Source organism: Pseudomonas sp. 34 E 7, assembly GCF_900005715.1.
Taxonomy (GTDB): Bacteria; Pseudomonadota; Gammaproteobacteria; order Pseudomonadales; family Pseudomonadaceae; genus Aquipseudomonas; species Aquipseudomonas orientalis_A.
In genome coordinates this window covers 156,929-178,278 of the sequence record NZ_CVTX01000169.1, presented here as the reverse complement: position 1 = coordinate 178,278, position 21,350 = coordinate 156,929, and the positions used below count along the sequence as shown (strand labels likewise).

The following is a 21,350-nucleotide window of genomic DNA, read 5'->3' as shown; positions in this document are numbered from 1 at the left end:
GCGCAAACCGCGGGAAAAACCTGCTCAAGTGACTATCTGTCATTGCCCGCAGGCGGTGGCTGAGGGAAAATGCCGGTCCTTTTTTCCGTTTCCTTATTCAAGCCCCCAGGAGATCAGCGATGCCCAGCCGTCGTGAGCGTGCCAACGCCATTCGTGCCCTCAGCATGGATGCCGTGCAAAAAGCCAACAGCGGCCATCCCGGTGCCCCGATGGGCATGGCGGATATCGCCGAGGTACTTTGGCGTGACTACCTGAAACACAACCCGAGCAACCCGTCGTTCGCCGACCGTGACCGCTTCGTGCTGTCCAACGGCCACGGCTCGATGTTGATCTATTCGCTGCTGCACCTGACCGGCTATGACGTCACCATCGACGACTTGAAAAGCTTCCGTCAACTGCACAGCCGCACCCCCGGCCACCCGGAATTCGGCTACACCCCAGGCGTCGAGACCACCACCGGTCCCCTGGGCCAGGGCCTGGCCAACGCTGTCGGCTTCGCGCTGGCGGAAAAAGTCCTGGGCGCGCAGTTCAACCGCCCCGGCCATGACATCGTCGACCACCACACCTATGTGTTCCTGGGTGATGGCTGCATGATGGAAGGCATTTCCCACGAAGTCGCCTCCCTGGCCGGCACGCTGGGCCTGGGCAAGCTGATTGCCTTCTACGATGACAACGGCATCTCCATCGACGGCGAAGTCGAAGGCTGGTTCACCGATGACACCCCCAAGCGTTTCGAAGCCTACAACTGGCAGGTAATCCGCAACGTCGACGGCCACGATCCGGAAGAAATCAAGATCGCCATCGACACCGCCCGCAAGAGCGCGCAGCCGACCCTGATCTGCTGCAAGACCACCATCGGTTTCGGTTCGCCGAACAAGCAAGGCAAGGAAGACTGCCACGGCGCCCCACTGGGTGACGCGGAAATCGCCCTGACCCGTGAAGCGCTGAAGTGGACCCACGGCCCGTTTGAAATCCCGGCTGATATCTACGCCGAATGGGATGCCAAAGAAAAAGGCCTGGCCGCCGAAGCCGAGTGGGACCAGCGTTTCGCTGCCTACTCCGCCGAATTCCCGGAGCTGGCCAATGAACTGGTACGCCGCCTGGCCGGTGACCTGCCTGCCGACTTCTCGGAAAAAGCCTCGGCCTACATCGCCGAAGTCGCGGCCAAGGGCGAGACCATCGCCAGCCGTAAAGCCAGCCAGAACACCCTGAACGCCTTCGGTCCGTTGCTGCCGGAGTTCCTTGGCGGTTCGGCCGACCTGGCCGGCTCTAACCTGACCCTGTGGAAAGGCTGCAAAGGCGTGTCGGCTGAAGACGCCAGCGGTAACTACATGTACTACGGCGTGCGTGAGTTCGGCATGAGCGCCATCATGAACGGCGTGTCCCTGCACGGTGGCCTGGTGCCTTACGGCGCGACCTTCCTGATGTTCATGGAATACGCGCGTAACGCCGTACGCATGGCCGCGCTGATGAAGAAGCGTGTGATCCATGTGTACACCCACGACTCCATCGGCCTGGGTGAAGACGGCCCGACGCACCAGCCGGTCGAGCAACTGACCAGCCTGCGCACCACGCCGAACCTGGATTGCTGGCGCCCCGCCGACGCGGTGGAATCCGCCGTGGCCTGGAAGCACGCCATCGAGCGCAAGGACGGCCCTTCGGCGCTGATCTTCTCGCGTCAGAACCTGCAGCACCAGGTGCGGACCGACGCGCAGATCGCCGACATCAGCCGTGGTGGTTATGTGCTCAAGGACTGCATCGGCGAGCCGGAACTGATCCTGATCTCCACCGGTTCCGAAGTGGGCCTGACCGTCCAGGCCTACGACAAGCTGACCGCGCAAGGTCGCAACGTTCGCGTTGTGTCCATGCCGTGCACCAGCGTGTTCGAAGCCCAGGACGCCGGCTACAAGCAATCGGTACTGCCGTTGCAGGTCAGCGCGCGTATCGCTGTCGAAGCGGCCCACGCTGACTACTGGTACAAGTACGTGGGCCTGGAAGGCCGCGTGATCGGCATGACCACCTACGGTGAGTCGGCGCCGGCGCCAGCCTTGTTCGAAGAGTTCGGTTTCACCCTGGAAAACATTCTGGGTCAGGCTGAAGAACTGCTGGAAGACTAAGGCGCTAACGCGGTGGCCCACTGGCCACCGCCTCTACTGTAGGAGCGAGCTTGCTCGCGAAGATCGTCAACGATAACGCAGCGTTTCTGGTTTAACGCGGCGCTCTCAAGTTCTTCGCGAGCAAGCTCGCTCCTACAGTTTGTGTCGCCCACAATGCGAGAACCCCATGCCCCAACCGCGTCCCTACAAAGTTGCACTCAACGGCTACGGCCGCATTGGTCGTTGCGTCTTGCGTGCGCTGTTCGAACGAGGGGCGGCGGCCGGGTTTGAAATTGTCGCGATCAACGATCTGGCCGACATGGCCAGCATCGAATACTTGACACGCTTTGACTCCACCCACGGCCGTTTCCCCGGCGAAGTGCGGATCGAAGGTGATTGTCTGCATATTAATGGCAGCTGCGTGCAGGTCTTGCGCAGCGCCACCCCTGAAGGCATCGACTGGAAAGCACTGGGCGTCGACCTGGTGCTGGAATGTTCCGGTGTCTATAACACCCGTGCCGACGGCCAGCGTTTTCTCGACGCCGGCGCACCGCGCGTGCTGTTTTCCCAGCCGATGGCCAGCGAGGCCGACGTGGACGCCACCATCGTCTACGGCATCAACCAGGATTGCCTGACCGGCGCTGAGCTGCTGGTGTCCAATGCCTCGTGCACCACCAACTGCAGCGTGCCGTTGTTGCGCCTGCTGGATCAGGCGATCGGCATCGATTACGTGTCGATCACCACGATTCACTCGGCGATGAACGACCAGCCGGTGATCGACGCCTATCATCATGAAGACCTGCGCCGCACGCGCTCGGCATTCCAGTCGGTGATTCCGGTGTCCACCGGCCTGGCCCGCGGCATCGAGCGACTGTTGCCGGAACTTGCCGGACGAATCCAGGCCAAAGCCGTACGGGTGCCGACGGTGAATGTGTCTTGCCTGGACATCACCCTGCAAACCGTCAGCGACACCGATGCGACGGAGGTCAACCGGATCCTGCGCGACGCCGCCACCCGCGGCCCGCTCAAAGGCCTGCTGGCCTACACCGAGTTGCCGCACGCCAGTTGTGATTTCAACCATGACCCGCATTCGGCCATTGTCGATGCCAGCCAGACCCGCGTTTCCGGCCCGAGGCTGGTGAACATCCTGGCCTGGTTCGACAACGAATGGGGCTTTGCCAACCGCATGCTTGATGTGGCAGAACACTATCTGCACATCGCCGCTAAACAACCTCAACAGTAACTCAGGAACTGCGACCCATGACCGTGTTGAAGATGACCGACCTCGATCTGCAAGGTAAGCGCGTACTGATTCGCGAAGACCTCAACGTCCCAGTCAAGGACGGTGTTGTCACCAGCGATGCGCGAATCCTGGCCTCGCTGCCGACCATCAAGCTGGCCCTGGAAAAAGGCGCGGCCGTGATGGTCTGCTCCCACCTGGGCCGTCCGACCGAAGGCGAGTTTTCCGCCGAAAACAGCCTCAAGCCGGTCGCCGAGTACCTGAGCAAGGCCCTGGGCCGTGACGTGCCGTTGGTCGCAGATTACCTGGGTGGCGTGGACGTGAAAGCCGGCGACATCGTGCTGTTCGAAAACGTGCGCTTCAACAAGGGCGAGAAAAAGAACAGCGACGAACTGGCCCAGCAGTACGCAGCATTGTGCGACGTGTTCGTGATGGACGCCTTTGGCACCGCCCACCGCGCCGAAGGTTCGACCCACGGCGTGGCCAAGTTCGCCAAGGTCGCCGCGGCCGGCCCGCTGCTGGCGGCTGAGCTGGATGCGTTGGGCAAGGCCCTGGGCGCTCCGGCACAACCGATGGCCGCCATCGTCGCGGGTTCCAAGGTCTCCACCAAGCTGGACGTGCTCAACAGCCTCAGCCAGATCTGCAACCAGTTGATCGTCGGCGGCGGCATCGCCAACACCTTCCTGGCTGCAGCGGGTCACCCGGTGGGCAAGTCCCTGTACGAGCCGGACCTGCTGGACACCGCCCGCGCCATCGCCGCCAAAGTCAGCGTGCCGCTGCCGGTGGACGTGGTGGTCGCCAAGGAATTCGCTGAAAGCGCCGAAGCGACCGTCAAGCTGATCGCTGACGTGGCCGACGACGACATGATCCTGGACATCGGCCCGCAAACCGCAGCCAACTTCGCTGAACTGTTGAAAGCTTCCCAGACCATCCTGTGGAATGGCCCGGTCGGCGTCTTCGAATTCGACCAATTCGGCAATGGCACCAAAGTATTGGCCAAAGCCATTGCTGAAAGCTCCGCATTTTCCATCGCCGGCGGCGGTGACACCCTGGCGGCCATCGATAAATATGGCGTTGCTGATCAGATCTCCTACATTTCTACTGGTGGCGGTGCGTTCCTTGAATTCGTCGAGGGCAAGGTACTGCCGGCCGTGGAAGTGCTGGAAACCCGGGCCAAGGGTTAAGGCGCGCGTGATCAGGAAAAGGAGCGTTCCCATGATCAAGTCGTTGGCACTGGTGATCGCAGCGGGCCTGTTGGCCGGCTGCGGCAGCACGCCGAGTGCGGCGCCCGAGGCGGAAAAGGCCTCGGCACCGCTTAAAAAAAGCTGCTACCAGGCTGACTGGCAAGCCGAGACCATGCCGGTGATCAACAAGCGCATCGGCAACGAACGGCTGGAGAAATACGACTCCGCGCCCAACGGTCAGGAACAGGGTTGCCCATGACGGGTCTGATCCACTAACCCACAGCAACGGCGGCCTCTGGTCGCCCTGCGAGGATTGGCAATGAAAGGCGTTTTCGCCCTGGCAACCCTGGCCTTGTTGGCCGGTTGCAGCAGCATGAGCATGTTCGACAAGGCAGAGCCTGTAGACAAGTGGACCACCTGGACTTGCGACAGCAAGGCTGAGGTCAACTGGCGCTTTGTCAATCAGGACCGCAGCGAGGTGGATGTACGTCTCGGTGGTTCGGATCAGGTTTACCGCCTCAAGCAGGACGTGGCGGCATCGGGCGCGCTGTACAGCGACGGCCAGCTGGCCTTTCACACCAAGGGTGAGGAAGGCCTGGTGTATTGGGTGGCCACGGATGATTTGATTGGGCGCGGCTGCAAGGCCAACTGAGATCTGTCATGAGATGAGATCCAAATGTGGGAGGGGGCTTGCCCCCGATTGCGGTGTGTCAGTCAGCACTTGGGTGTCAGACTGACCGCTATCGGGAGCAAGCCCCCTCCCACATTGATTCGGTTTCAACTTGGAATTTGAGTCGGCTACACCAGCAATAACGATTCAGCAGCTCAAGCTCAACCCCTTGATCTGCAATAACTTGAATAGCAGCCGCCGCTACGGCAGGCTTGCACGATTAACGACCCTCGATCGGGAGAGACAACACAATGGCACTTATCAGCATGCGTCAAATGCTGGACCACGCAGCCGAGTTCGGCTACGGCGTTCCAGCCTTTAACGTCAACAACCTTGAGCAGATGCGCGCCATCATGGAAGCCGCTGACAAGACCGACTCCCCCGTGATCGTCCAGGCTTCGGCCGGTGCCCGCAAATACGCCGGCGCGCCGTTCCTGCGCCACCTGATCCTTGCCGCCATTGAAGAATTCCCGCACATCCCGGTGTGCATGCACCAGGACCACGGCACCAGCCCTGACGTGTGCCAGCGCTCCATCCAACTGGGCTTCAGCTCGGTGATGATGGACGGCTCCCTGGGCGAGGACGGCAAGACCCCGACCGATTACGAGTACAACGTACGCGTGACCCAGCAAACCGTGGCCATGGCTCATGCCTGCGGCGTGTCGGTAGAAGGCGAACTGGGCTGCCTGGGCTCCCTGGAAACCGGCATGGCCGGTGAAGAAGACGGCATCGGCGCCGAAGGCGTGCTCGATCACAGCCAGATGCTGACCGACCCGGAAGAGGCTGCGGACTTCGTCAAGAAGACCCAGGTCGACGCCCTGGCCATCGCCATCGGCACCAGCCACGGCGCCTACAAGTTCACCAAGCCACCGACCGGCGACGTACTGGCCATCGACCGCATCAAGGAAATCCACAAACGCATCCCCAACACCCACCTTGTGATGCACGGCTCTTCCTCGGTACCGCAAGAGTGGCTGGCGATCATCAACCAGTACGGCGGCGACATCAAGGAAACCTACGGCGTACCGGTTGAAGAAATCGTCGAAGGCATCAAGTACGGCGTGCGCAAGGTCAACATCGACACCGACCTGCGCCTGGCCTCCACCGGTGCGATGCGTCGCCTGATGGCCACCAACCCGAGCGAATTCGACCCGCGTAAATTCTTCGGTGCGACCGTGACCGCGATGCGTGATGTGTGTATCGCGCGTTATGAAGCATTTGGTACCGCCGGTAATGCTTCGAAGATCAAGCCGATTTCTTTGGAGGCTATGTATCAGCGGTATTTGAAGGGTGAGTTGAACGCTAAGGTGAACTGAGTCTTAAGCGTTTAACTAAGGAAGCCCGCAGCGATGCGGGCTTTTTTTTGCCTTGGGTTTGATCAGGCGGCGTGGGGCGTATCGAAGCCACGCTGTTCAATCACGCGGAACACATCACTGACATCCTGCAACAGAATGCGCGCCGTATTGGCCACATGGTTCAGGTCGCGCTCGGCGAAGTCCGGCAGGCTGGAGCAAGCCATGAGGTTGAGGTGTTCGAGGGCGGCGTTGAGGCGTTCGCGCAGGCAGGCGTGGAGGTCCAGCAGTGGGGCGTTGCTGTCTATCAAGAGAACGGGCGAATCGGTCGCGGACTCAGTGCAGGGATAAAAACGGCGGGGCGGAAGTTGGTTGTTCATGGCAAATCCTTAACTCGAAAGAAGAATAGCCACCGTTTGCTGCGAAACAAATTGGGTGGCAGCTGTACGCGGGTTCGCAGACCGAGGAGTTAAGACCCGGCAGACCCGAAGGTCTCCCACGCACAGCCGCCATAACAAAGACGACCTTCGGCTGGGAGCCTGGGCTGTTTTGACGGATGCGGAATTAACTCTGTAGGGCTGCGAAACCCTGTCGCCGATCAATGCCAGCGACGGAGCGAACTATAAGCGGCCATCTGTCTGGCCGCAACGGTACTGTAGGACGAACACCGGCCTCTCAGGCCAGGCAGGACAACTGTGGGAGGGGGCTTGCCCCCGATTGCGGAGTGTCAGCATGCACAGTCGGCGGCTGGCCCACCGCTATCGGGGGCAAGCCCCCTCCCACAGGGTATTCAAGCGTCTGGACTTATCCTCGCGCTCATCGGACATGGCCTACTCGCATTGAGGCCAATCCGTTACTCGTGAGCAGACGCTCGTCGGCAATTGCATCAGACGTATGGTGATTGAAATGTCCGTTATAACGGACATAATCAGATTAATTTCATTAAAAGTTCTGTATAGGTGACATTTTGCTCATCACTACTCCCCCGGCTTTTGGCGAGCGGATCAGGCAATTGCGCCGGGCGAAGCACTACAGTCAGCAGCAACTCGCGGAAAAAGCGCGGTGCAGCCGTAAAACCATCATCGACCTGGAAGCAGGGGAAAACGTTGCCATGTACACCGCCTTCAGGGTGATTATGGCGTTGGGAATGGCATTGGAAGTGGTTGACCGGCGAATCGATCTCAAATCCCTTGCCGAGCTGGTAGAGCACGATGAGTAAAATCAAGCGGCTTAACATTGCCACACCTCAAGGCAATGCGGGTGAACTGTCCAAGGGGTCGCAGTTTTCCTTCGCCTATGCGTCGGCCGAGGCGTCTCGTGAGGTGTCATTGGTCATGCCTTACGACCCGACGCCTACGGTCAGTAATGTTCTGCATCCAATTTTCGATATGAATGTGCCCGAAGGTTTTCTGGCTGATCAAATCAAGCGCCGCATGGCCAAGCATATGCAGGTGGACGAAATGCGCCTGCTGTCGATCATTGGAGGTAACCAGATTGGTCGGCTGAGTTATGAGAATCCTGTAGAAGCATCGGTCCCTGTTAAAGCTCAGGTGGGATTGCAGGAGATATTGTCAGCACAGGGCTCGCAGGGTGTGTTCGATTTCCTGGTAGACACCTATTTTGAATCAGGTATTTCGGGAGTGCAGCCCAAGGTGCTGGTGCCTGATCTGGACAAGCTCAAAAGCAACCGCAAAACCATGCTCAGCTCTGACCTGATTGTAAAATCCGGCGCAGATGAATATGCCCACCTGGCGCAAAACGAATTCCTCTGTTTAGAAGCAGCTCGCCTTTGCGGCTTGGAAACGCCGCGTTTCTGGCTCTCCGACAGTGGTGATCTTTTTGTCATGGAGCGCTTTGATCTGACACCGTCCGGCAGGTTGGGCTTTGAGGACATGGCTGTATTGCTGGGATTGAACAAGGATCCTCACGACAACTACAAATATTCCCAAAGTTACGAAACGCTCGCCGCGGTGATCCGCGAGGTTTGCGGCCAGGGCGATGTGTTGCGTGAGCTCGAACGTTTTTTCTCTATGATTTGCCTGTCGGTCATGGTGCGCAACGGCGATGCCCATCTGAAAAATTTCGGCGTGCTCTATACCCATCCGGGCTCCCCCGAAACCGCGCAGTTGGCGCCTGTGTTCGATGTCACAACCACCACGGCCTATGAACACTACAATCCGAAATCCGGCCAGGCATTGGTTGATCGCACGTTGGCAATCAAGATGAACAAAACCAAGGCGTACCCTGACCGTCAGCAACTGATTGAGTTTGGTCGCAAGCACTGCGGTGTAGCAGCCCCAGGCGTGATCATCGAGCGTATTGCAGACGCGATGTCCGAGGCGCTTGGCGCCCATCAGACGCGAGTTGATGTTGAGCTTTTTTCCACAATGCGCAAGGAGTGGGACGCGGGCCGTGCGATGGCGTTACACGACTCGGTGGCATCGGGTATGCGACGCAAGCCGGTGGTAAAGCCTTTGCATTAAGGCTTGTGGAAAACCCGCACGATTGCGGTGTGTCAGCAAACGGAGTGGGTGACTGGCCCACCGCCATCGGGGGCAAGCCCCCTCCCACAGGTGGACTGCAGTGGCTTCAAGGCCTGGGAACGGTCCCTGGGTTTATCGGACCTTGCCTGCATACGCTGGGCCGATCCGTTTTACTCGTGATCAATATCCAACTTGGCAAACGTCACCCGTGCGCCTTCCTTGCTGTCCCCACTGTTGTCCTGCACATACACCCCCGCCTTGAAGTACAGCGGCTTGTCGCCCCAGGCCGCGCCGATGCGATCATTCCACTCGCTGTCGGCCGCGTTCACGCTGAGCAATCCGGCCTTGTTGAGGTTGATCACATAGGTAAAGCTCTTCTCCAGGGGCACGTTGGAGGCGACCGTGATGACCCTGCTTTCGGATTCATCCGGGCGCATGCGCACTTTGGCGACGATGTTGCCGGTCTGGGTTTTTTCCTTGAATTGGTACTCCAGCTTGATCAGGGGTTTCTGGCTGTCATAGGCATGGATCTGGCCGATCACGACCTTGCCGCTGGACGGCACCTGGTTGACGGTGAGCGTGGCGCGCAGGAAGTTGTCGGCCTCGGGGTAGGTCCAGTTGCGCAGGCGCCCGTCGGCGTAGGTTTCGCGCAGTTCGCTGCGCGGGTAGATGGCGTTTTCGGTGCGGGTGCCGGTGACGGGCGTCCAGAACTGCACATCGCTGCCTTCGGCCTGGAAGTACTGGTCATTGAAGCCGCTGAGCAGCTTCGGGGTTTCGATGGTCGTGGGCGGGGAGCCGACCGGAATGCTCAGGTTCCAGGTGGAAAGGTCGATCATGGTGTTGGCCTTTTGACGAGGGGTGAACGCTTTAGCCCGAGGGCTGCACAGGTTCTTTATAGGTGGTGTTAACCCACTTGTTAAACGCTGGCTGGCAATTTATTGGCGTCAGAGGAATGCCAAAAAGCCATGTTGCCCATGGTACGCGGGCTGCAGCGCCTTACCGTTAGTCGGCTTCCCGGGGTTTGGCGCGATGATGGCACCGACGTTACTTCTGCTTTTATATTCCCGGGGCTAGAGTGAGGCCTCATTATTTGTCCGGTTTTGAATACCCGAAGTGACCGGTGCAGTTCCTTAAGGAAGAGACGTAGCATGGATTGCGCTTCAAACCTCGGCGACGGTAGTTCAGTTCTCCTGGTGGTCGATGACTACCCGGAAAATCTCGTCAGCATGCGTGCCGTGTTACAGCGTGAAGACTGGCAAGTGATTACCGCGACTTCCGGTTTGCAGGCCCTGGAATTGCTGCTGGTGCATGACGTCGACCTGGTGTTGCTGGACGTGCGGATGCCCGGTATGGATGGCTTCGAGGTGGCCCGTCTGATGCGCGGCAGCCAGCGCACGAGCATGACGCCGATCATCTTTCTCTCGGCCAATGCCCAGTCCCCCGACGCGGTGCTCCAGGGCTACGCCAGCGGTGCGATCGACTACCTGTTCAAACCCTTCGACCCACATATTCTCAAGCCCAAGGTACAGGCACTGCTGGAACATCAGCGTAATCGCCGTGAGCTGCAGCGGTTGAGCCATGACCTGGAGGCCGCCCGCGCCTTCAATGCCTCGGTATTGGACAACGCCGCCGAAGGGATTCTGGTGGTGGGCGAGGGCAGCGTGATCCAGTACGCCAACCCGGCTATCTCCAGGCTGCTCAATGCCACGATGGCCGAGTTGCAGGGCGAGAGTTTCCTGAGTTTCCTGCAAAAGCCCCATGTGCCGGCCTGGCTGGGGTTCCCGATGTACGAGGCGTATTGCAAAGGCGAAACGTGGCGCTTGCACGACGCTATTTTGCGCACCAGTCGCGGTCAACAGGTGCCGGTGGCGTTGTCCTGCGCACCCTTGCCCGCAGAGCAGAAGGCAATGGTGGTGACGGTGCTGGACATGTCCGAGGTGCGCCACCTGCACCAGCAGTTGGAGTTCCAGGCGGTGACCGACCCGTTGACCGGGCTGCTCAATCGTCGGGGCTTCCACCAGACGGTGGAGAGCATGTTGTCGCGCAGCGAGCGCAATGAGCAGTCGCTGGTGCTGCTGTACCTGGACCTGGATGGCTTCAAGCGCGTCAACGACACCCTGGGCCACGACGCCGGCGATCGCGTGCTGCGCTGGGTGTCCGAGCAGATGCAGGCGTGCCTGCGCTCCTACGACATTCTTGGGCGCATGGGCGGGGATGAGTTCACGGCATTGCTGGAGCTGGAATTCCCGGAGCAGGCGGCGAAGATTGCGGAAAAACTGATCGAGCGGGTGTCGGTGTGCCAGCAGGTCGACGGTTTGGAGGTGATGCTCGGCGTCAGCATCGGTATCGCGACCTTCCCGGACTGCGGCTCGGACCTGAGCGGCCTGCTGCGCGCGGCGGACATCGCCATGTACGAAGCCAAGCGCGCCGGCCGTCAGCAATATCGCTATTACGACCATGAAATGAACGGTCGAGCCCGCTCGCGCCTGATGCTTGAAGACAGTGTGCGCACCGCGATTCAAAACAAGGATTTCGTCCTGGTGTACCAGCCCCAGGTGTCGCTGGTGGATGGGCGCTTGCGGGGTGTCGAGGCGTTGCTGCGCTGGCAGCACCCGAGTGTCGGTGACGTGCCGCCGGGGTTGTTCCTGCCGCTGCTGGAAGAGGCGCGGCTGATCAGCCAGTTGAGCAGCTGGATTTACCAGCAGGTCGCTGCCCAGCGCCAGGTCTGGCAAGCGTCTTTCGATGATGAGCTGGTGTTGAGCGTGAGCCTGAGCAGCAGTCAGTTCAATACGCCCAACCTGGTCGGCCAACTGCGGCAGGTCCTCGAACGGCACGGTTTGCAGGGGCGGCAACTGGAGGTGGAAATCAGTGAAGACTGCCTGATGAGCAACCTTGAGGAATCGACCAAGCAGCTCACCTTGTTGCGTGAGCTGGGGGTGCGTATCGCCCTGGATGACTTTGGCGCGGGTCGCTGTTCCCTGGCCCACCTGCGCGACCTGGCGTTCGACACCCTCAAGCTTGACCCGCAATTGGTGGCCCGATTGCCAGGCTCCGCGCGGGATGCCGCAATGGCGCGCAGCATCATCGAGCTGTGCGGGCATTTTGAGGTGCTGGTGATCGCTGAAGGCGTGCAGACCCTCGAACAGGCGCAGTGGCTCAAGGCCAACGGGTGTTCATTGATCCAGGGCACCTGGGCGGCGGCACCGCTGATGGCCGAGGACGTCGTCGGTTGGTCGCACCCTCACGCGCTGTGAATTCGCTACACTGGCGGCCGTCCGAATCACATTGCAGCCCCCATGACCGCGTTGAAATACCTTCAGGCCTATCCCGCCGCCCTTCAGGAACAAGTGCGCCAATTGATCGCCAAGGACCAGTTGGGCGCCTACCTGGAGCAGCGTTACCCCGAGCGCCACGCCGTGCAGAGCGACAAGGCCCTGTACAGCTACGCCCTGGCCTTGAAGCAGGAACACCTGCGCAATGCACCGTCGATCGACAAGGTGCTGTTCGATAACCGCCTGGACCTGACCCACCGCGCCCTGGGTTTGCACACCACGATTTCCCGGGTGCAGGGCGGCAATCTCAAGTCCAAGAAAGAGATCCGCATCGCCTCGCTGTTCAAGGAGGCGGCCCCCGAGTTTCTGCGCATGATCGTGGTGCACGAACTGGCGCACTTCAAGGAGTCGGACCACAACAAGGCGTTCTATAAACTCTGTGAACACATGATGCCGGGCTACCATCAGGTGGAATTCGACCTGCGGGTGTACCTCACCTGGCGCGATTTGCAGGGCAAGCCCTAATTACAAGGCGATTGACCATGGATGTGAGCAAGACCAAGAGCAGCTTTTACCGTCGCCTGTATGTGGCGTACCTGATCGACAGCGGGCTGGCCAGCAGCGTCCCGGCGCTGACTGAAGTGACCGGTATGCCGCGGCGCACGGCGCAGGACACGATTGCGGCGTTGGCCGACCTGGATATCGTGTGTGAGTTCGAGCAGGAAGAGGGTGCGCGCAATCACGCCGGGGGTTATCGGATTCGTGAGTGGGGGGCGATTGATCGGGGGTGGATCGAGGCCAATCTTGCGGCGGTCAAGCGGGTGTTGGGTTATCCCTGAGTGATGCGGTGTCTGGGCTGGCGCTATCGGGGGCAAGCCCCCTCCCACATTTGAATGTATTCACACATCAAGTGTGGGAGGGGGCTTGCCCCCGATGAGGCCCTCAAGCCCGGCGCATACCAATATGTGGAATATCGTCCTCCAGATATTCCTCACCCTCCACCACAAACCCATACCGCCCGTAATACCCCTGCAAATGCGCCTGGGCGGACAGGAAGATCGGTGTCTCGGGCCAGATCTCCTCGATCTGCTTGAGGGTCTCTTCCATCATCAAATGCCCCAGCCCGGTGCCCCGCGCCGACGGCGCGACGATCACCCGGCCAATCACCACATCGCCGCCCTGTGACTCCGGGTCGAGCAGCCGCAGGTAGGCCACCAGCTCATCCGCTTTCCAGGCCATCAGGTGGTGGGTATCGCCGGACAGGTCCTGCCCGTCGATGTCCTGGTAAACACACTGTTGCTCAACCACGAACACTTCGCCGCGCAGGCGCAGGATGGCGTACAGCTGTTCCTTGCCCAGATCGTCGTGATGTCTGCAGATCCAATCGACCGTCATGAGGTGCGCTCTTGTCAAAGGCTTGGCAGGGATAGTAAGTGCGACTGGCGCTGCTGTCCAAAGCCGGTCATTTTTGTGAATGGCGTCAATTTGCCATCATTCAGTGCATGCGTGCCTGACTTCTTTGTGCAATAACCAATGCAGGCTCATTGATGAGCTACTGTTATCAGGCCATCGCCTGCCCGCCAAGGATTTTAAGCATGCCGCGATTGTCTCGTGCCGTTGCTTTGATTGCAGTGTTGTTGCTGGCTCAACCGGTATTGGCGCAGCGTTTGCGCCTGGTGGCGGACGGTTGGCCGCCGTTTACCGATGTCACCCTGATCAACGGCGGGCTGGCTACGGATATTGTCAGCACCGCGCTGGCTCGGGCCGGGTACGCGAGTGATTTTGAGCAGGTGCCTTGGGCGCGCGCGCTCAAGGGCATAGGCGATGGGCGCTACGATGTGCTGATCAACGCCTGGTACAACGATGAGCGCACGCAGTTGGGTGAGTTTTCCGCGCAATATCTGGTCAACCGCGTGCGCTTTATCAAGCGCCGCGACGACCCTGTCGATTATCAGGACCTGCAACAGTTGCACGGCGAAAGCATCGCCGTGGTGCGTGGTTATGCCTATTCGGCGGCGTTCGACCAGGATGCGCTGCTACAGAAAGTGCCGGTGCATAACTTTGCCATGGCCGTGCGGATGCTGGCGGCAAAACGTGTGCGCCTGACCCTGGAGGATGAGTTCGTGGCGCGTTACTACCTGGCGCGCGAGTCGCCCAGGGTGCGCAGCGCCGTGGAGTTCGTGGGCGAGCCGCTGAGCGAGAACAGCCTGCATATCCTGGTCAGCCTGAAGAACCCCGAGCATGCGCAGATCGTTGCCGGCTTTGATCGGGAGATCGCCAGGATGAAGGCGGATGGCAGTTATGCGAAGTTGATGAAGGCCCATGGGATGTAGCGTCTGTGCAGGCCTCATCGGGGGCAAGCCCCCTCCCACACTTTTGATTTGTGAACACCGTCAAATGTGGGAGGGGGCTTGCCCCCGATAGCGGCCTAAGCCGCGCTGGTATCCTTGATCAAGTGCGCCGCCAACGTACGCAACGGCCCCAACTGCCGACAAATCAACGCCAACTGCGTCTGCACCAGCCGCTGGCCCTCATCGATCTCATCCGGCATCTGCTCAAGCTGCGCGGCCAGTGCTTCCTCATCATCGCTCTGGATCGCAATCGGCTGTTTGTTCGCCAGCCCCGTGGCGATCTCATCAATGCTCGCTGCCAGGCTGTTGCCCGCGCCTGCGATCAACTGTTCGCGCACGTCGGCCGGCAGTTGGGTATCGCGGTGCGCGCCAAGGCCCGACAAATAGCTGAGCAGCGTGTGCGAGAGCACCAGGAAGCGGAAGCCGACGTCGGCCTCCTTACGAAAGTGCCCAGGCTCCATCAGCATATTCGCCAGGGTGGTGGACAGCGCCGCATCGGCGTTGTGCGCGTTGCGACGGGCCAGGCGGTAAGCCAGGTCGTCGCTCTTGCCGGCGGCGTACTGCTGCATGATCTGGCGCAGGTAAATGCTGTTGCAGGTCAGGGTGTTGGCCAGCACTTTGTTCAGGCGCCTGCCTTGCCAGTCCGGCAGGAACAGGAACACCGCCAGGCCCGCGATCAGGCTGCCGAGCAAGGTATCGAACAGGCGTGGCAGGAACAGTCCGTAGCCATCGCCCACCTGGTTGAAACAGAACAGCACCATCAGGGTGATCGCCGCCGTGGCCAGGGTGTAGCGCGTGGTGCGGTTGATAAAGAACACCAGGCCGGCGGCGATGGCGAACATCGATTGCACCACCGGGTTTGGGAACAGGTCGAACAGCGCCCAGGCCACGGTCAGGCCGATGGCGGTGCCGATGATCCGCTGGCCGAGCTTGCGGCGCGTCGCCCCGTAGTTCGGTTGGCAAACAAACAGCGTGGTGAGGATGATCCAGTAACCCTGGGAGGCATGGATGGCATGCAGGGTGGCGTAGCCGACGGTCAATGCCAGGGACAGGCGCAAGGCGTGGCGAAACAGCAGCGAGGTGGGCGTGAGCTGGGTGCGCAGGCGCGTCCACATTTCCTTGAGGTTGCGTGGGGCACGGTCCAGCAGGTTGCTGTCGGTGGCGTCGGCCAGGGCGTCGGGGTTGCTTGCGTCGCCGAGCAGGCGGTCGAGGGTCGACAGGTTGGCGGCCAGGGCGCGCAACGAGCGCAGCAAACCGCGCCAGGCCGGGTTGCTCTGGATGCGCAGGTGTTCCAGGGAGGCATTCAAATCGCCCAGGGCTTCGGCAAAGCTGTCGTCATAAATGAACGGCTGGCGCAGTTGGATCGACTCGGCCAGGGCCTGGCAGGCCTTGCCCTGCTGGCGCAGCAGGCGTTGGCAGCGGAACAACACGTCACTGTGGAAGAACGCGTCGGCCAGTGCGTTATACGGGTAGTGGGACGAACTGGCACGCTCGTGGATGTCCTGGGCCAGAAAGTACAGCTTCAGGTAGCGGCTGACCTTCGAGCCCGGCCGGCCATTGCCGACGCGGTGCAGGATGATTTCCTTGGCCGCGTTCAACGCCGCGACCACGCGGCCATTCTGCTGGGCCAGTTCCAGGCGGCGTGCTTCCACATCCAGTTGGCGGATCGGCTCGAACAACGCAGATTTGAGCTTCAGGTAACGTCCCAGCTCGCGGAACAACCGCGCCAGGCTCTGCTGCACCGGCTGGTTGGAAAACAGCGCCTGCCACAGCACCGACAGCACGCCGTACCAGGCCGCGCCCGCCACCAGCAGCAGCGGCTCGTGCCAGAAATCACTGACGGCACCGCCGCGCTGGTCCACGCCGATCATGGTGTAGACCGACAGGATCAACGTGGCCGAGGCAATCGCGCCATAGCGTTCGCCGAGCGCGCCGAGCATGGTCAGGCCGAACGTGGCCAGGGCCAGGGAGGCCGCGAAAATCCAGGGGTAGGGAAACAGCAGCTCCACCGACAGCGCGGCGATGCTGAAACACACCAGCGTCACCGCCAGGGCGTTGAGACGGCCTTGCCAACTGTCATCGGTCTCGGCCAGGGCGCTGGCGATAATCCCCAGGAACAGCGGGATCAGCAGCGTCATTTCATCCTGATACCAGCACAGCGCCATGCTGCCGGTCAGGGCGATGAATACCCGAATGCTGTAGCTGAATTTATCCAGTGCCCACAGGCGTCGCAGGGACTGCTTGAACGAGGTCGATGACATGAAGTCTGGAGTCTTCCGGGACGTTGTCGCTAAATTGAGCTATCAAGGACGCCACGGCAAGGGTGGTGATCACATCCAACAGAAAATTATTCCCGCACACCCATTCTCAATGTGGAATGCAGTCAATGTGGGAGGGGGCTTGCCCCCGATAGCAGTGTGTCAGCCACTGCATGTGCAAACTCATACACCGCCATCGGGGGCAAGCCCCCTCCCACATTTGACCGAGTACACCCTTCAGGCATATTGCGCGGCTGCGTAGCCCGAAGCCCAGGCCCACTGGAAATTGAACCCGCCCAGGTGACCGGTCACATCCAGCACTTCACCGATGAAGTACAACCCGGGGCTTTTCAGGGATTCCATGGTCTTGGACGACACTTCCCGCGTATCCACCCCGCCCAGCGTCACCTCGGCCGTGCGATAGCCCTCGGTGCCCGCCGGTACCAGTTGCCAGTTGCCGAGCTTCTCGGCGATGTCGGCGATTTCGGCATGGGTGTACTGCTTCATCGGCTTGGACGCGAACCAGGTGTCCGCCAGCAGGTTGGCCATCTTCTTGGTGAAAATCTCGCCCAGCAGTGTCTTCAACTCGCTGTTGGGACGCTCGGCCTGTTGCTGTTGCAGCCACGCGTGGGCGTCGTGGTCGGGCAGCAGATTGATCTCCACGGTGTCACCGGGTTCCCAGTAGGAGGAAATCTGCAAAATCGCCGGCCCGCTCAGGCCGCGATGGGTAAACAGCAGGTTCTCGCGAAAGCTCTGGCCGTTGCAACTGACCAGGCAATCCACCGAAGTGCCGGACAGCTCGCCGCACAGGTCCTTGAGCTGGTCGGTGATGGTGAACGGCACCAATCCCGCGCGGGTCGGCAGCAGTTCATGGCCGAACTGTCTGGCCACTTGATAGCCGAAACCGGTGGCGCCCAGGGTCGGTATCGACAAGCCGCCGGTGGCAATCACCAGGGACTCGCAGTGCAGCTCGCCCAAGGTGGTGTGCAACTGATAGCCGCTGTCGAGCCTGGCGATTTGCTGGACGGAGGTGTCCAGGTGCAGGCTCACGCCGGTCTGGATGCATTCATCGAGCAGCATGCCGAGGATATCGCTGGACTTGTTGTCGCAGAACAGCTGGCCGAGTTTCTTTTCGTGGTACGGCACGCCGTGCTTGGCCACCAAGCCGATGAAATCCCACTGGGTGTAGCGCGCCAGCGCCGACTTGCAGAAGTGCGCGTTGTGCGAGAGGAAGTTGGCCGGCTCGGTGTACAGATTGGTGAAGTTGCAGCGGCCACCACCGGACATCAGGATCTTTTTGCCGGCCTTGTTCGCATGGTCGATCAGCATCACCTTGCGCCCGCGCCCGGCGGCGGTCAGTGCGCACATCAAGCCTGCGGCGCCGGCGCCAATGATCACAACTTCGGTCGAGCGCACAGCCATGTCCTCATACAAATATTCATCTGAAATGTAATCAAAACTGTGGGAGGGGGCTTGCCCCCGATAGCGGTGTATCAGTAACAGATGGACTGACTGACACACCGCCATCGGGGGCAAGCCCCCTCCCACATTGGATCTTCATTGGATCAACGGTCGTGTTACAGGATCCGCACGCGCAACGAACGGCCTTTGATCTTGCCGTCGTTCAAGCGCTGCAGCGCCTGCTTGGCGATGCCGCGTTCCACGGCCACGAAGGCCTGGAAGTCAAAGATTGCGATTTTGCCGACCTGGGCACCCGGGATGCCGGCGTCACCCGTCAGGGCGCCCAGAATGTCGCCTGGGCGCACCTTGTCCTTGCGACCGGCGGCGATGCACAGCGTGCTCATCACCGGCAGCAGCGGGCCACCGCTCTGCGGCTTGAGGTTGTCCAGTTGATCCCAGTTCAGCGGCGACTTCTGCAGTTGCTCGATGGCCTGGGCGCGGTGCGCTTCGGACGGCGCCACCAGGCTGATGGCGAGGCCGGTCTCGCCCGCGCGACCGGTACGGCCAACACGGTGAATGTGGATTTCCGAGTCGCGGGCCAGTTCGACGTTGATCACCATGTCCAGCGAGTCGATGTCCAGGCCACGGGCGGCGACGTCGGTGGCCACCAGCACCGAGGTGCTGCGGTTGGCGAACATGGCCAGTACCTGGTCACGGTCGCGTTGCTCCAGGTCACCGTGCAGGCCGACGGCGGAAATGCCCTTGGACGTCAGGTGATCCACGGTTTCCTGCACTTGCTGCTTGGTAAAGCAGAACGCCACGCACGACGCCGGGCGGAAATGCGCCAGCACCTTGGTCACGGCGTCCATGCGTTCTTCCGGCGAGATCTCGTAGAACCGCTGTTCGATCTGATCGTCGGAGTGGAACGCTTCGGCCTTCACTTGCTGCGGCGCGCGCATGAACTTGGAGGCCAGTTGCTTGATGCTCACCGGGTAGGTGGCCGAGAACAGCAGGGTCTGGCGGCGTGCCGGGGTCTTGCTGATGATGTCTTCGATGGCGTCGTAGAAACCCATGTCGAGCATGCGGTCGGCTTCGTCGAGGATCAGCGTGTTCAAGCCGTCCAGTACCAGCGAACCTTTGCGCAGGTGCTGCTGGATGCGGCCCGGGGTGCCGACGATCACGTGGGCACCGTGCTCAAGGGAGGCGATCTGCGGGCCGAGGGACACGCCGCCGCACAGGGTCAGCACCTTGATGTTGTCTTCGGCGCGGGCCAGGCGACGGATTTCCTTGGCCACCTGGTCGGCCAGCTCGCGGGTCGGGCACATCACCAGGGCCTGGCACCCGAAATAGCGCGGGTTGATCGGGTTCAGCAGGCCGATACCGAAGGCGGCGGTCTTGCCGCTGCCGGTCTTGGCCTGGGCAATCAGGTCCAGCCCCTTGAGGATCACCGGCAAGCTCTGCGCCTGGATCTGCGTCATCTCGACATAACCCAGCGAGTCGAGGTTAGCCAGCATGGCGGCGGACAGGGGCAAAGTATTAAAAGCGGTGGCGATGGTGGTCACGGGACTGGCTCTGCAAAACAAAATGTCGCGCAGTGTACCAGTCTCGTGGGAATTTCCCCGCAAGTTCTAGACGAGACGCCGGTCAGTGCTCGATATCATGCTCGCGGCTGACCACGCGTTTGCCGTCTTTTGGCGACAATTGCAGGAAGATCGCCGCCGCCAGCATCGCCATGATGCCCACGGTGAGGAAGGTCAGCTGGAACGCGCCGAGCACCGTGTTCACCCCATCGTTGCCGGTCTCCAGGGTGAACCCGCCGAGCAGGGCACCGGCGCAGGCCACGCCCAGGCTCAGGGACAGTTGTGCCACCACCGAGAGCAAACTGTTGCCGCTGCTGGCCTGGGCGTCGTCGAGGTCGATCAGGGTCACGGTGTTCATCGCCGTGAATTGCAGCGAGTTGATGGCGCCGAGCACCGCCAGCATCGCCAGCAGCAGCGGGTAAGGGGTTTGTTCGCTGACCAGGCCCATGCTTGCGAGCATGGCGCCCAGGGCCAGGGTGTTGCCGGTGAGCACCACGCGATAACCCAGGCGCTCGATCAACGGCCGGGCGATGGACTTGGCGAACATTGCCGCCGCCGCCAGCGGCAGCATGCTCATGCCGGCCTGTGACGGCGAGTAACCCAGCGCCACCTGCAACAGCAACGGCACTAGGAACGGCAGCGCACCGCTGCCCAGGCGTGCGAACAGGTTACCGAGGATGCCCACGGCAAAGGTGCGAGTCTTGAACAGCACCGGCGAGAACAGGGCGTTGTCGATATGCCCGGCGCGCAGCCAATACGCCGCCAGGCACGCCAGCCCGCCGAACAGCAGCAACATCACCCGCAGGTGCGGCAGGTGCAGTTCGCCCAGGCCCTCCATGGCGATGGTGATCAGCACCATGGCCGCGCCGAACAGCAGGAAGCCGAGGCTATCGAAACGCGTGCGCTCGCTGCCGCGCAGGTCGGGGATGAACTTCCACACCGCGTAGCAGCCGATCATGCCCACCGGCAAGTTGATCAGGAAGATCCAGTGCCAGGTCAGGTATTGCACCATCCAGCCGCCCAGGGTCGGGCCGAGCAATGGGCCGAGCAGGCCGGGGATGGTAATGAAGCCCATGATCCGCACCAGTTCGGAACGGGGATAGGCGCGCAGGACCACCAGGCGCCCGACCGGCAGCATCAGCGCGCCGCCCAGGCCCTGGATCACCCGCGCCCCCACCAGCATGCTCAAGCTGCTGGACAAGGCGCACAACAGTGACCCGATGCTGAACAGCAGGATGGCGCCAAAGAAGATTTTCTTGGTGCCGAAGCGGTCGGCGATCCAGCCCGACGCGGGGATCAGCAAGGCGACGGTGAGCATGTAGGCAATGACCACGCCCTGCATGCGCAGCGGGTTTTCCGCCAGGTCCCGGGCCATGGCCGGCAGCGCCGTGTTGAGGATCGTCCCGTCCAGCGACTGCATGAAGAAGGCAATCGCGACCACCCAGGGGAGCCAGCGGGCGGTCTTGGCGTCGAGAGGGGCACGATTCGGCATGGGAACCCTTTTGTTAGCAGGCTATGTGTCG

General features: G+C 61.1%; 19 protein-coding genes. 12 read left to right on the top strand and 7 right to left on the bottom strand.

What is annotated here, in order from left to right; genetic code table 11:
- Positions 1 to 119 precede the first annotated feature (119 nt).
- The 6 genes from tkt (at position 120) to fba (ending at position 6,506) form a co-directional block, all read left to right on the top strand.
- On the top strand, positions 120 to 2,117 hold the full coding sequence (gene tkt / locus BFP96_RS23260; RefSeq protein WP_065892430.1) for a transketolase: 1,998 nt from the start codon (positions 120 to 122) through the stop codon (positions 2,115 to 2,117).
- A 166-nt stretch (positions 2,118 to 2,283) separates the two neighbouring features.
- Positions 2,284 to 3,339 (top strand): erythrose-4-phosphate dehydrogenase, encoded by a 1,056-nt coding sequence (gene epd / locus BFP96_RS23255; RefSeq protein WP_065885403.1) that lies wholly within the window; start codon positions 2,284 to 2,286, stop codon positions 3,337 to 3,339.
- A gap of 17 nt (positions 3,340 to 3,356) precedes the next feature.
- Complete coding sequence (locus BFP96_RS23250) at positions 3,357 to 4,520, top strand: phosphoglycerate kinase (protein WP_015886293.1); 1,164 nt, start codon at positions 3,357 to 3,359, stop codon at positions 4,518 to 4,520.
- Between the two features lie 31 nt (positions 4,521 to 4,551).
- Positions 4,552 to 4,779, top strand: a complete 228-nt coding sequence (locus BFP96_RS23245; protein ID WP_065885404.1) for a hypothetical protein — start codon at positions 4,552 to 4,554, stop codon at positions 4,777 to 4,779.
- Between the two features lie 60 nt (positions 4,780 to 4,839).
- Positions 4,840 to 5,172 carry an MliC family protein gene (locus tag BFP96_RS23240; RefSeq protein ID WP_065937092.1) on the top strand — a complete coding sequence of 111 codons (333 nt, stop codon included), beginning with the start codon at positions 4,840 to 4,842 and terminating at the stop codon, positions 5,170 to 5,172.
- Positions 5,173 to 5,441: 269 nt separating this feature from the next.
- Positions 5,442 to 6,506, top strand: a complete 1,065-nt coding sequence (gene fba, locus BFP96_RS23235) for a class II fructose-bisphosphate aldolase (protein ID WP_003177554.1) — start codon at positions 5,442 to 5,444, stop codon at positions 6,504 to 6,506.
- A gap of 62 nt (positions 6,507 to 6,568) precedes the next feature.
- Here the strand turns inward: fba and BFP96_RS23230 are convergent, their stop codons facing one another.
- A complete protein-coding gene (locus BFP96_RS23230; protein ID WP_065937091.1) occupies positions 6,569 to 6,862 on the bottom strand; it encodes a fructose-bisphosphate aldolase in 294 nt (97 codons plus the stop codon).
- A 587-nt stretch (positions 6,863 to 7,449) separates the two neighbouring features.
- Here BFP96_RS23230 and BFP96_RS23225 point away from each other — a divergent pair.
- Positions 7,450 to 7,701, top strand: coding sequence for a helix-turn-helix transcriptional regulator (locus BFP96_RS23225; protein WP_065896306.1), 252 nt, complete (start codon positions 7,450 to 7,452; stop codon positions 7,699 to 7,701).
- Entirely contained in the window at positions 7,694 to 8,965 is a 1,272-nt protein-coding gene (locus BFP96_RS23220) for a type II toxin-antitoxin system HipA family toxin (RefSeq protein WP_065937090.1), read from the top strand. The genes BFP96_RS23225 and BFP96_RS23220 overlap by 8 nt, the downstream gene beginning before the upstream one ends.
- A 170-nt stretch (positions 8,966 to 9,135) precedes the next feature.
- On the opposite strand, the gene BFP96_RS23215 is transcribed toward BFP96_RS23220, so the two are convergent.
- Complete coding sequence (locus BFP96_RS23215) at positions 9,136 to 9,801, bottom strand: polysaccharide lyase family 7 protein (RefSeq protein WP_065885408.1); 666 nt, start codon at positions 9,799 to 9,801, stop codon at positions 9,136 to 9,138.
- 312 nt (positions 9,802 to 10,113) lie between these two features.
- Here BFP96_RS23215 and BFP96_RS23210 point away from each other — a divergent pair, with 312 nt between their 5' ends.
- From BFP96_RS23210 to BFP96_RS23200, 3 genes are read left to right on the top strand one after another with little or no spacing between them, the layout of a single operon-like run.
- The gene (locus BFP96_RS23210; protein WP_065937089.1) at positions 10,114 to 12,219 is read left to right on the top strand and encodes a putative bifunctional diguanylate cyclase/phosphodiesterase; all 2,106 of its coding nucleotides are present in this window, start codon (positions 10,114 to 10,116) and stop codon (positions 12,217 to 12,219) included.
- A 42-nt stretch (positions 12,220 to 12,261) separates the two neighbouring features.
- Positions 12,262 to 12,762, top strand: coding sequence for a M48 metallopeptidase family protein (locus BFP96_RS23205; protein WP_065937088.1), 501 nt, complete (start codon positions 12,262 to 12,264; stop codon positions 12,760 to 12,762).
- Positions 12,763 to 12,779: 17 nt separating this feature from the next.
- Positions 12,780 to 13,076 carry a winged helix-turn-helix domain-containing protein gene (locus tag BFP96_RS23200; RefSeq protein WP_065885411.1) on the top strand — a complete coding sequence of 99 codons (297 nt, stop codon included), beginning with the start codon at positions 12,780 to 12,782 and terminating at the stop codon, positions 13,074 to 13,076.
- Positions 13,077 to 13,179: 103 nt separating this feature from the next.
- Here BFP96_RS23200 and BFP96_RS23195 read toward each other — a convergent pair whose 3' ends face one another.
- Entirely contained in the window at positions 13,180 to 13,632 is a 453-nt protein-coding gene (locus tag BFP96_RS23195) for a GNAT family N-acetyltransferase (protein ID WP_065896302.1), read from the bottom strand.
- Between the two features lie 200 nt (positions 13,633 to 13,832).
- Between BFP96_RS23195 and BFP96_RS23190 the strand changes: the two genes are divergently transcribed.
- Positions 13,833 to 14,570, top strand: a complete 738-nt coding sequence (locus BFP96_RS23190; RefSeq protein WP_065937087.1) for a substrate-binding periplasmic protein — start codon at positions 13,833 to 13,835, stop codon at positions 14,568 to 14,570.
- Positions 14,571 to 14,665: 95 nt separating this feature from the next.
- Here BFP96_RS23190 and yccS read toward each other — a convergent pair whose 3' ends face one another.
- The 4 genes from yccS to mdtD form a co-directional block, all read right to left on the bottom strand.
- Positions 14,666 to 16,849 carry a YccS family putative transporter gene (yccS, locus tag BFP96_RS23185; protein WP_065896301.1) on the bottom strand — a complete coding sequence of 728 codons (2,184 nt, stop codon included), beginning with the start codon at positions 16,847 to 16,849 and terminating at the stop codon, positions 14,666 to 14,668.
- A gap of 234 nt (positions 16,850 to 17,083) precedes the next feature.
- Positions 17,084 to 18,262 carry an NAD(P)/FAD-dependent oxidoreductase gene (locus BFP96_RS23180; protein ID WP_065937096.1) on the bottom strand — a complete coding sequence of 393 codons (1,179 nt, stop codon included), beginning with the start codon at positions 18,260 to 18,262 and terminating at the stop codon, positions 17,084 to 17,086.
- Positions 18,263 to 18,423: 161 nt separating this feature from the next.
- The gene (gene dbpA, locus BFP96_RS23175) at positions 18,424 to 19,761 is read right to left on the bottom strand and encodes an ATP-dependent RNA helicase DbpA (protein WP_240995367.1); all 1,338 of its coding nucleotides are present in this window, start codon (positions 19,759 to 19,761) and stop codon (positions 18,424 to 18,426) included.
- Between the two features lie 130 nt (positions 19,762 to 19,891).
- On the bottom strand, positions 19,892 to 21,319 hold the full coding sequence (gene mdtD / locus BFP96_RS23170) for a multidrug transporter subunit MdtD (RefSeq protein WP_065885417.1): 1,428 nt from the start codon (positions 21,317 to 21,319) through the stop codon (positions 19,892 to 19,894).
- Positions 21,320 to 21,350: the final 31 nt, after the last annotated feature.